General features: G+C 37.0%; 10 protein-coding genes. 2 read left to right on the top strand and 8 right to left on the bottom strand.

What is annotated here, in order from left to right:
* Nucleotides 1-73: 73 nt before the first annotated feature.
* The 7 genes from A0765_RS08280 to A0765_RS08245 all read right to left on the bottom strand — a co-directional run bounded on the left by A0765_RS08280 (nt 74) and on the right by A0765_RS08245 (nt 7,152).
* The gene (locus A0765_RS08280) at nt 74-472 is read right to left on the bottom strand and encodes a hypothetical protein (protein ID WP_062005941.1); all 399 of its coding nucleotides are present in this window, start codon (nt 470-472) and stop codon (nt 74-76) included.
* 347 nt (nt 473-819) lie between these two features.
* Nucleotides 820-1,980 carry an ABC transporter permease subunit gene (locus A0765_RS08275; protein ID WP_062005939.1) on the bottom strand — a complete coding sequence of 387 codons (1,161 nt, stop codon included), beginning with the start codon at nt 1,978-1,980 and terminating at the stop codon, nt 820-822.
* A complete protein-coding gene (locus tag A0765_RS08270) occupies nt 1,977-2,840 on the bottom strand; it encodes an ABC transporter ATP-binding protein (RefSeq protein WP_062005937.1) in 864 nt (287 codons plus the stop codon). Before A0765_RS08270 ends, A0765_RS08275 begins: the two co-directional genes overlap by 4 nt.
* A 1,103-nt stretch (nt 2,841-3,943) precedes the next feature.
* Nucleotides 3,944-5,290: a sensor histidine kinase gene (locus A0765_RS10325; RefSeq protein ID WP_062005933.1), complete on the bottom strand. Its 1,347-nt coding sequence runs from the start codon at nt 5,288-5,290 to the stop codon at nt 3,944-3,946.
* A gap of 31 nt (nt 5,291-5,321) precedes the next feature.
* The gene (locus tag A0765_RS08255) at nt 5,322-6,053 is read right to left on the bottom strand and encodes a response regulator transcription factor (RefSeq protein WP_061422713.1); all 732 of its coding nucleotides are present in this window, start codon (nt 6,051-6,053) and stop codon (nt 5,322-5,324) included.
* A 1-nt stretch (nt 6,054) separates the two neighbouring features.
* Nucleotides 6,055-6,396 carry a LytTR family DNA-binding domain-containing protein gene (locus A0765_RS08250; RefSeq protein WP_062005931.1) on the bottom strand — a complete coding sequence of 114 codons (342 nt, stop codon included), beginning with the start codon at nt 6,394-6,396 and terminating at the stop codon, nt 6,055-6,057.
* Nucleotides 6,397-6,579: 183 nt separating this feature from the next.
* Complete coding sequence (locus A0765_RS08245) at nt 6,580-7,152, bottom strand: TetR/AcrR family transcriptional regulator (RefSeq protein WP_015605159.1); 573 nt, start codon at nt 7,150-7,152, stop codon at nt 6,580-6,582.
* A gap of 126 nt (nt 7,153-7,278) precedes the next feature.
* Here A0765_RS08245 and A0765_RS08240 point away from each other — a divergent pair, with 126 nt between their 5' ends.
* Together A0765_RS08240 and A0765_RS08235 are read left to right on the top strand one after the other, a co-directional pair.
* Nucleotides 7,279-8,121, top strand: a complete 843-nt coding sequence (locus A0765_RS08240) for a DegV family protein (protein WP_062005929.1) — start codon at nt 7,279-7,281, stop codon at nt 8,119-8,121.
* Nucleotides 8,122-8,211: 90 nt separating this feature from the next.
* On the top strand, nt 8,212-8,988 hold the full coding sequence (locus A0765_RS08235; RefSeq protein ID WP_062005927.1) for an XRE family transcriptional regulator: 777 nt from the start codon (nt 8,212-8,214) through the stop codon (nt 8,986-8,988).
* A gap of 17 nt (nt 8,989-9,005) precedes the next feature.
* On the opposite strand, the gene A0765_RS08230 is transcribed toward A0765_RS08235, so the two are convergent.
* Nucleotides 9,006-9,485 carry a hypothetical protein gene (locus tag A0765_RS08230; protein WP_062005925.1) on the bottom strand — a complete coding sequence of 160 codons (480 nt, stop codon included), beginning with the start codon at nt 9,483-9,485 and terminating at the stop codon, nt 9,006-9,008.
* Nucleotides 9,486-9,537 lie beyond the last annotated feature (52 nt).

The raw sequence follows: 9,537 nt of genomic DNA, 5'->3' as shown, positions 1-9,537 counted from the left end.
GCTAGGACTTTTGTCCCAGCCTCTTTTCTTTTGTAGAAAACAGCAAGCTGAATAACTGCCACAGATAAAACAATTAATCTTTTACATTTCTCTCTTTCTTAGATGGCTGAATGCCATGAGAGCTAAAGATATAATTGCTTAAGAGCGAAAATACTAACAAGCTAAGCACAAAAAACAAATCATAAGTGGGATCAGAAGACAGGGACACGAAAGGAATCGCAAGACACAAAATTGTGATATAAAATATTTTCAACTGCTTGATATAGAGCCAGAAGAGTTCAATGCTCCTACTGCCATTAATCTGCAACTTAGACTTACTTTTCGCGTACCAGATGATAAAGGCTTCCGCATAACAGAATAAACTTAGCAAAAAGACCATTCTCCCAAAGCGAATCCGCAGCAGAATTCCCACTGCTAACAATAAGATGAAACCTAAGCTCGCGGCAACTACTGCTCGTCTAGTATTAGTCATAAAATCAACTCCTTTAAAAGATAAATTCAAAGAATGTCTTTAGCACTTTTTTCTTTTTATTCTCAAGTAATCAAAAAATCAATCCTTATTTCTATGATGAGAACTAAAAAATATAAGCAAAACCATTAAAAACGGGGCAATTAGGCCTACCGTAGTTTGGTTTAAAAACGGATAATTAAAAAATAAATAATTACAGAGTGTTAATAATAGACCTCCTGCCGTTAGCACAAAAGATATAAGCAGAGAAATTTTAAAAAATAATTTTTTTCCATATTAGTGACCTCTTTTTTCCTTGTATATTCTATCAGAAAAGCGGAACTGCTTTTCTAAAATAGACAACAGTTAGTTTAAAGCCCTCTTTCTCGGATAATCCGATAAGTCATCAGACAGCAGAGGAGCATGAGAGAGAGCCGGATCATGATCACGCTGACACTATTTGCGGTAAAATCATTGAAGAAAAATCCTTTGCTATTGGAAAGTTTCAATAAGATTCCTTCCGTTCCATCGGTTGAAATTGAAAAAATAGTTAGTATCTTATTTATCAAACCATCTCTGAAAATATTCATCATAAAGTCTGGAGCCAAGAACATTCCCACAGAACTTGCAAATGTTGCTAGAGGCGACTTTGTCAAACTAGATATGAGAACCATCACTCCAAGAATAAAGAGTAAACCAACAAACTGGAATAGAATAAGGCGAATCAACAATTCTAAGAGATTCATATGGACAGGAAATTGCAAAATATTATAAATGGTCGAAATCCATTCCAAGTTCATCTGGACGCTGGTATCCCAACCACTCCAACCGAAGTAGGTCCCAAACACCAGCAAAACAAGGCTATTAACAAGGACAAACGTTAAAGTAGCAATTCCAAAAACAGATACAATTTTTGCAATAGTTAACTGATTGCGACCATATTTAGTTGTCAAAAGTAATGAATCCATCTTTCTTGCTCGATCACCTGAGAAAACAGAGCAGCAAATATAAATCACAAATACCACCATTAAACTAAAAGCAGCATTTAAGGTATTAAACAACTTATGCCAAGGAGCAAAATTTCCCAGCTTTAACGTTTTTAAAGGAAAATGAGACTGCAGCTCTTCTTGCGACTTGAGACTAATCCGGTCATAATGTAAGACATCATCAGATTTATAGGTATCTGTTAAAATTTCTTGAGAATTGGGGACGAGGCGATCAATGGCATACCAGGAAAACATATCATACAAATCATTCTGTTTGAAATAGGGCATATTCGCTGCATAGTCATTAACGATTTTATCCATTAACTCATCAGATAAATAACCAGTATGCTCTTCAGCAATCTTTTGTTTGATCACAACTGCTTGTTTCCCATGTATTCGATCAGCTGAAGATCCGCTAATCTGTCCATCATTAAAAAAATTTGCATAAAACAATCCAGCTAAAACCAGTATAATAGCCAGGACTGCACCTAAAACTGACTTCTTTTTTAATAATTTTTTCAATTCAAAAGGAACTAAAGCTATCATCCATTTGCCTCCTCTCTAAAGTAATAAATATACAAATCTTCCAGACTTGGCACTATCCGTTGCGCCCCTTCGAAAGGACTCTCATCGCTAATAACCCGCAAGACGATACCGTCTGGTTCTATCCGCTCATTCACAATTACATAATCCTTTGCAAAACGCTGCCACTCACGCTCGGAAACACGAAATTCCCAAACTTGCCCCTCGATAAGCGAAAGAAGTTCCTTAGCACTACCTCTTTCCACAAAATTTCCATCTTTTAGGATTAGGATTTCCTTGGCTATCGCTTCTACGTCCGATACGATGTGGGTAGATAAGAGGATGATTTTATCAGCCGATAGCTCACTGATAATATTTCTGAATTTCACCCTTTCCTTGGGATCCAGTCCCACGGTTGGCTCATCTAAAATCAATATTTTAGGATTATTGAGAAGTGCCTGCGCAATGCCCAGTCTTTGCTTCATACCACCCGAATAGGAAGCAATCTTCTTTTTCCGAACATCGTATAAACCAGTAAGTTTCAAAAACTTATCGCTCTCTACTCTGGCTTGTTTCTTCGTCATTCCCTTAAGAGCAGCCATATATAAAAGGAAATCGAGCCCAGTAAAGTTATGATAATAAGAAAAATCTTGAGGCAAGAATCCGATATACTGGATATAGTCTTCTGTATGTGAGACCTTATCAAACTTTATCCTTCCTCGGCTCGGCTTTATGAGATCACAAATGATATTCATCAAGGTCGTCTTACCCGTACCATTTGCCCCAAGCAAACCATAAACTCCCTCAGTAAATTCACAGGAAATATCTTTAAGAACAGACTTAGAGCCATAGCTCTTGCTAATGCCTATCATTTCTAATTTCATAGATGCCCTCCATTCCAAAAAGTGCCATTAGAGATAGCAAATCACCTTTTTCCCAAAATTACAAACGATTATTATACTGTTATTATAACATAAATTTTTGATTAAAAGTTTTTTGTCTTAACAGATTTCAACCATTTGTAAAGTCAATCTTAACCTACTTAGATTATAGCGCGATTTCTTCAAATAATAAGCCGAAAATCATAAACAGTCTGTATTTCATCCTAAATGGTCATTTGAAGAAAAAAACACAGCACTTGCTAGAAGCAAATGCTGGCTTTACTAAAATAATAAAGTCAAAATTGTAAAATTACAAAAAGCATAAGAAAGAATTGACCAGCAGGATATTCCGTATCGTCTTCTTGGAAAAATTCTATAAGAAATATTCTTAGAAAACATCACGAAAAAGTAAGACAGAGAGAGTATAGTGATATTCCGTTCAATTTAGCAAATCTAATTTGTTTTATGTTTTCTACTAGCTACCTTGGCATATTTTATTCCCCAAATAAGTAGAACAAGTAAGATAAATAATAAAATAGTGGATATCAGAGCAATTAATTTTTGAAATTCATCACTGATCGTTATCAGTCTGTAAGAACTAAATATAAACAGAGCCAAAGTCAAAATAGTAAAGAAAATTTGGTTTGATAAGATGTCGGAACTACTTTCTTTTTTTATCTGGTTCATAAAATAAAGATTCAACACAAGATTGCTCACAAGTATCAAATAAAAACAAATCTGGACTAGAAGCGATGCTTTAAAAACCTGGTTACTTAAAATCATAATGAATAAAGCCAGACTAGGAAGCTGGGCAGTTAAAAATCGCATTAGATATGTATTGCTATATAATTTCTTCATTTCTTGTCACTCCTAACAATTAAATAACAAAAAAAACAGACAACACTTTGACTTTAAGTTATATTTGTCTCTAAACAAGGCATTTATCTTAGTGCCTTCGTATTCTTAAACCCTATACTAATTATAGCACTTTTAAACAGGTGTGGCATTCAAAACCTTAAATTGTCTTTTTTTACTCATAAACAGTTGTTGTTACTCTCATTGAGTTAAATCAAGTGGCAAATCTAATCATTCGCAATCTAATAAATTCATTTTATCTCCAACTCTTGTCTAAAAGAGTAATCATGACTAGTGGTTCGCAGAGAAACATTGGGATAGTGGCTGATAATATTTTGAACATTGGAGAGACCAAGCCCTCTATTTTCTCCTTTAGTGCTAAATCCCTTTTTAAAAATATTATCGGAAGAGATAGAAGGCTCTTTTATTGTATTCTCAACAATAAAAATCTGTCTACTTTCCTGCTCCAAAAAGGCAAAAGAAACCACTGGATGACTAGTCTCCACTGCTGCTTCCATAGCATTATCAGCCAGTATGGAAACAATCGTGATAAAATCAAGCAATTCCATTCCTTGAGGTTTGATTTCTTGAGGAACTTCCAAGCCAATTTCTATTCCCTTGTTCTGAGCTTCTAGAAATTTTGCTGACAAGACGCTCTTGAGAGCATCATTGTGGATATTGGATAGACGACCCAAATCATATTTAGATTGGTTGAACGCTTGACCTGAGTCTTTAAGAACTTGGTTATAAATCTGCTCGATGGCTGGTAAATCATGCGTATCAATTCCCAACTTCAGACTCCTTAAAATATTGATGTAATCATGCCGGAAACTTCGCAACTCATTATAAAGTTCTTCAATGTGCTGACTGTAATCGGACATATTTCTCAATTGTAACTCTCTTTGTTCACTTAACTGCTGTTGAATTCGCTCTCGCAAATTACGGTCTAGGATATTTATCGAACTGAGAAAGAGAATAATATAAACAACTACGATTATTTCACGATAATATAAGTTAGGTGACTGCTGATACATTTCGATATAAGTAAAATATTTGACAAATATATAATAAAGAATCATGGAAATATTTAGAAAAATAATTAATTTTATATCTTTTTTTCTTAACTTATACTCTCTTAATCGTTTAAAATCATAATACAATAGTCTAGGTAAGAATAATGATAATAAACTAGCTAGAATTGCTGAAATATATATAGTATATTTATTAGGATCTATCTGAACTTGAACATGGGGATGTATTATATTTCTTAAAAAGAAAGAGAATAGACGATATAGAACATTCCAAAAGATAACTGGAAAAAGACCATAGAATATAGAAAGAACCTTTGGTATATTTTTGTTTATCAATAAGGAAAAAATTGAAAAATATATAGGAAGCGTTAAGAAATTAACATATGAAAAAAATTTATTCTCAATCACTAAGTCTATGATCTCAAACGAAATCCCTATAAAATTCAATCCTAGAGTTGCTAATAGATACTTTTTCCAATTCATTTTTTCGCCACTGATATTTGAAAAAAGAATAAATAAAACTAAAACCTGAAATATTAATGCTACAATTTTCAATCCTATGAACATAAACTCCTCCTACTTCTATCATATTACTTCCCTACTGCCTTAAAGCTGTCCGTAATCCTTTCATCTTGAGGCGTGATACATAGCAACTAGCGCCATTAGGAAAATAGGCTATGTTTTCTATCTTATCCAGCTGAGAGATATTCGCTGGATTGACCACATAAGAGCGATGGCAGCGATAGAGTCGCTTGTCCTGCTTTGTAATCTCAGAAAGCTGTCCGTAAAATTCGATGCGCTCTTTCTTGGTATAGAGAACTAGTCTATGAGGCACTTCTGATGTCTCAAAATAATAGATTTCATTAAATGGCACCTGAAAATCTGATTTGGAATTTTCAAAGAGAAAAGTTTCCTCTGCTTGAAAACTGTCCTTTCTCTCGTAAAGATAGGCCAGATCCTGCTCAATCTGCTTGATAAAATCCTCCTCAGGCAAGCCTTTGTCAATAAAGTCAAAAGCTGATACCTGATAACGAAAAGTCAGGGGCATAAATTCTGAGTGAGTCGTCACGAATACAATCAGAGCATAGGGGTCCAACTTGCGAATCTTTCCTGCCACCTCTAGTCCTTTCTGCGTCTCTTGCTTAATCTCAATATCTAAAAAGAAAATCTGATGACTCCCCCGTTCCCTTACTGCATCAATCAGCATGTCCGGCTTGCCATAGATTTCTAAAAACTGGCATTCCCAGCCGTTCTTTTCCAGAATCCCCTGAATGGTTGACTCCATATAAGCTTGTTGCTTAAGATCGTCTTCTAATACAAAAATTTTCATCTTATTTTCTTCCTTCCTGAGACCAGCGCTTGATGAGACTGGTTAAATGACGCCTTGAGCAGACAATATCTCCTAAATCAGACTGCTCAAAGAACAAGCTTTTACGCTCCCTGTCAAATCCTTGAACCTTGGCTAAATTGACCAGTGTTTGACGATTACAGTGAACCAGCGCATCAGGATAGAGCTTAGCCAGCGCAGTCAGAGAAGCCCTAAGGCTGTAGTTGCCTTGTCCAGTGACGATAAGAACGATGTGCGGCTTTTGAGGATGAGACTGGATATAGTAAATTGTCGAAAGTTCCAGCTTTCGAAGAGTACTGCCATCTTTGATTATAATAGTAGCCATTTGTCTACCTCCTTTGCTCTAGTATAGCACAGGTCGCATCGCAAATGACTCCCAAATCCTAAATGGTAGCTGAGAAGTCTTAAATGGTCTCAGAAGCACTAAGTAAAAACTTACTTGTTAGGTAAGTTTTTACGATCTATTATTTCAGTCTGATGTATTGGTGCCAAACATTTGTACAAACTCTTATTTTTTCTTTTTCTGTGGGAAAAGGGGCATGCCCAACGCAGCAATCTTTTCAGCTGGCACCTTCATGCCTTCTTTGATCCATTTTGAAAGTACGGAGACAACCGCAGAACTCCAGAATGAATTCATATAGGAATTGGCTGTCTTCTTCCCACCTTTGCTACGCTTTTCAAGGAAATCAAAGACCGCCTGCGTCAGCAACTTTTCAAAATTATAGTCAATAGCCAGACTAATGACACGCGCTTCCTTCTTGGCTTCCTTAAAAAGAAAAAGCCAAATCTGGTACATTTCTGTCTTGAAATTAAACTGCTCCAGCTTGTCGACAATTCCCTGAACCGTATTTTTGAAAATCCCCTCTAGAATTTCTTCTTTGGAGCTATAGTTACGATAAAAAGCTGCGCGCGAAACTCCAGCCCGTTCGACTAACTCAGAAATGGTAATCTTTTTCAAATCTTTCTTTTCTAGCAGTTGCATTAGAGAAATTTCCAAGGACTCCTTTGTAATTCGATTAGATTCTTGATTATAAGTTTTTAAATTTGCAAGGGATTTTTCTGATATTTTCTTTTCCGCCATAACAATTTCTTTCTTCCTGTATCAGCTGAGAATTAAGGCTTTATATCAAAGCATCTTCATGTTATAATTGTAAGAAAAGACATGTTTTTTGTCAATGTAGAGAACTGATAGAGCAGGAGAAAATGAATGACTTGGAAAATTGTTGCCGATTCTGGCTGTGACTACCGCGAGATTGCTGATTTGGCTAACCAGACAAGGTTTGAGAGTGTGCCACTGACCATTCAGATTGATAATGAGATTTTTGTAGATAACGCTCATCTCAATATTGATGACATGATGGAAAAAATGTATGCTACTTCAACCGCTTCAAAATCAGCCTGCCCAAGCCCTGATGACTACCTCAGAAGCTTTGAAGGAGCTGAAAATATTTTTGTCGTGACAATTACGGGCTCTCTTTCTGGTAGCCACAATAGCGCCCAGCTAGCTAAAAAACTTTTCTTAGAAGAAAACACAACAGCAAATATCCATGTTATTGACAGTCTTTCGGCTGGTGGCGAAGTTGATTTGATTGTCAGAAAATTGAACGACCTCATCAAAGAAGGGCTTTCTTTCGAGCAAGTCGTGGAAGCCATCACCCACTACCAAAAAAACACAAAGCTTCTCTTTGTGCTGGCTAAGGTAGATAATCTGGTCAAAAATGGGCGTCTCAGTAAGCTAATCGGTGCAGTTGTCGGCCTCCTCAATATTCGTATGGTCGGCGAAGCCAGCGATACTGGTACTCTGGAGCTTCTTCAAAAAGCTAGAGGGGCTAAAAAGGCTCTGACTGCTGCTGTCGATGAAGTTCTGAAAGCTGGATATAAGGGCGGCCGGATTATCATTGCGCATCGCAATAACGAGAAATTTTGCCAGCAATTTTCGGAAGTTATCAAGGAAAAATTCCCAGCTGCCGACATTTCATTCCTACCAACTTCTGGACTTTGCAGCTTTTACGCAGAAGAAGGCGGCCTCTTGATGGGCTACGAAATTTAATCCTCTCCTTTTGAGCTGAATATCTGTATTCAGCTCTTTACTTTTTCGATTTAATTCGTTAAAATAGAAGAAAGAAAAGGAGTGAATATCATGGCCAGAGGACGCGGTGTCGCTAGCCCCCAGGATAAGGAGGCAATGCGGCTCATTTCTAAAAAAATCAAAACTTTATTGAAGCAAAAGCAAATCAAACAAATTGAACTTTCCCGAGGAACAGGAATCCCAGCCAGCACTCTTACTGGCTATATCAAAGGAAATTCCCTGCCTGTCCTCGAGAATATGCAAAAAATTGCGGACTTCTTTGATATGGATGTTCAAGAGCTGGATCCTCGCTATTTATCAGTTCATAGCCCTACACCATTTTCGCTAGAGTTCGCAGATATTTTCCAATCCCTAGACCAGACCCACAAGCATGCTGTAATAGACTTTGCTAAAAAAGAGCTGGAAAATCAAACGACTGAGGAAAGATTAAAAGATGATTATTTTCCTTACAAGGTCTATGAAAGCTTCCAGACTTTCTTGAACAAGCCCGAACAAGCTGACATCGTCTGGTTAGACAAAGAGCTTGACTATGATATTGCCCTCTGGATTCGGACAGATTCACTGGAACCCAAGTATCCGCAAGGTTCTGTGGCACTCATCAAGAATACACACTTTGAATTTGCAGGTGCTATCTATGCCATTGATTACGACGGTCAAACCATTTTGAAAAGAGTTTTCAACGATCCAACTGGCATCCGCCTCATTTCTCTCAATAAAAAATACAGCGATAAATTTATCCCGCATCAAGAAGAACCCAAGGTCATCGGCCGTGTCATGGCCGCCTTTATGCCCTTAGATTTATCAGAACAAGCACAAAAGCCACTTTAGTACATAAAGCGGCTTTTCTATTTTTTCTTACTCCCTTTGCTTGCAATCGTGATGACTGCTGCTGTCAGAAAGAAAATAATATAAGTGGCAATTGGGAACCAGACATAGCGATGGTCCAAAGTAGGCAGTGGTAGCAAAGGTCTATGACGGCGGCTCCTCACTCCAAAGTAATGTAGCAAAAGAACCATAGGATTTATATAAAGGAGAGTATTGACTAAGTCTTTCAAAGAAGTGACCCTCTTTGCACTATTTTCACGTAGAATAGAACCATAGGCATAGTACAGTAAAACAAGAATATTTATAAACAAAGGAAAAACATAGTTACTCTTTAAATATGTGGGGAGGAAGGGGATTTGAAAAACTAGGATGCCCGTAATCATTGCAAAAAGCATAAGGACGGAGAAATCCAATAACCAAGCTAGAAAACCATGGCGCTTGAGCCATGTATTCACTTTATCTAGCCAAGTCCACTCATTCCTATTTTTATTCACATCCATATACCTCCCTCTACTAGCTTGTTTGAACGGGCTTTGGAGCTAGATTCCATTG

It is taken from the genome of Streptococcus cristatus (assembly GCF_001588905.1).
Classification (GTDB): Bacteria; Bacillota; Bacilli; order Lactobacillales; family Streptococcaceae; genus Streptococcus; species Streptococcus cristatus_N.
The sequence above is the reverse complement of the archived record's forward strand: the minus strand, read 5'-3'. Positions and strand labels throughout refer to the sequence as shown.